Origin of the sequence: Okeania sp. SIO3I5, assembly GCF_010672085.1 — a bacterium.
GTDB lineage: Bacteria > Cyanobacteriota > Cyanobacteriia > Cyanobacteriales > Microcoleaceae > Trichodesmium.
Genome location: NZ_JAAHHT010000529.1, coordinates 1 through 1,292, shown reverse-complemented (window position 1 = coordinate 1,292; position 1,292 = coordinate 1). Strand labels below are relative to the sequence as shown.

The 1,292-nt window shown below is 37.6% G+C and carries 1 protein-coding gene; it reads left to right on the top strand.

All coding sequences use genetic code 11. The features are described from left to right. Positions 1–452: 452 nt before the first annotated feature. A complete protein-coding gene (locus F6K40_RS40260; protein WP_293145959.1) occupies positions 453–962 on the top strand; it encodes an inorganic diphosphatase in 510 nt (169 codons plus the stop codon). The last annotated feature ends 330 nt before the right edge of the window (positions 963–1,292 follow it).

Below are 1,292 nucleotides of genomic sequence, written 5' to 3'. Positions count from 1 at the left end.
CTCAATTTTTCTGATTATCCTAAAAAAATAATTCTGGGGAAAGTCTCTGAAATTTTCCGACTCGGTTTGCCGGAGAATTAGACGTCAGAGAAATTTCTCTTTTGCTCGAAAGTTAGGTGGTAAAAATCAGGGGGATAAAATTCTCAAAAGTTTGCCTAAATATTAGTCGTCTGTTGCCAGGAATTTTCCACGACACTCAATTTTTCTGATTATCCTAAAAAAATAATTCTGGAGAAAGTCTCTGGAATTTTCCTACTGGTTTTGCCGGAGAATTAGACGTCAGAGAAATTTCTCTTTTACTGGAAAGTTAGGTGGTAAAAATCAGGGGGATAAAATTCTCAAAAGTTTGCCTAAATATTAGTCGTTTGTTGCCAGGAATTTTCCAGAGGCATCAATTTTCTTATCTTGTCAACTATTGATATACTCTTTTTAGTTAATAATGGAGAAATTTTGTGGATTTATCGCTAATTCCAGCTCAACCAAAACCCGGACTAATAAGTGTCCTGATAGAAATTCCTGGCGGAAGCAAAAATAAATACGAGTTTGATAAAGATTTACAAGCTTTTGCCCTTGACCGCGTACTATATTCTTCCGTACAATATCCTTACGATTATGGGTTTGTCCCTAACACCTTGGCAGATGATGGCGACCCCCTTGATGGAATGGTAATTATGGATGAGCCAACATTTCCTGGATGCGTTATTGCAGCAAGACCAATCGGAATGTTGGAGATGATTGATGGAGGGGATAGGGATGAAAAAATTCTCTGCGTTCCAGATAAAGACCCACGCTACACTGAAGTTAAATCTCTCAAGGATGTAGCACCTCATAAACTAGAAGAAATAGCCGAATTTTTCAGAAGCTACAAAAATCTAGAAAAAAAGGTGACAGAAATACTTGGTTGGAAAGATGTTGAGCAGGTAACGCCATTAGTAGAGAAATGTATTAAAGCAGCAAAATAATATTAATTCCAGTATCTTCGGAATTAAAAAAAATTTAGAGGTGGGTTTTCTAGAGATTTTACTCAATTGAAAACCTACCTCTACTTTTTAAAAAATCCACTGGTCTTTTTAAAAATTCTGAATTTATGGCAAAAGAAGAAGGCTTTAGTTATCTAGGAGAGAGGGCTTGACATACTCCCGACGTTGCCCTTACGGGACTTATAGGGATTCTTCAGCCAGGGAAGCCCTGACCGCTGTTTTGACAGAGGTGATGTCCTCCCCCTGTGTTGACTTTTACAATAACAAAATGCTCCTAGCTTGTCAAGGGCATATCAACGTTTAGCTTATGAA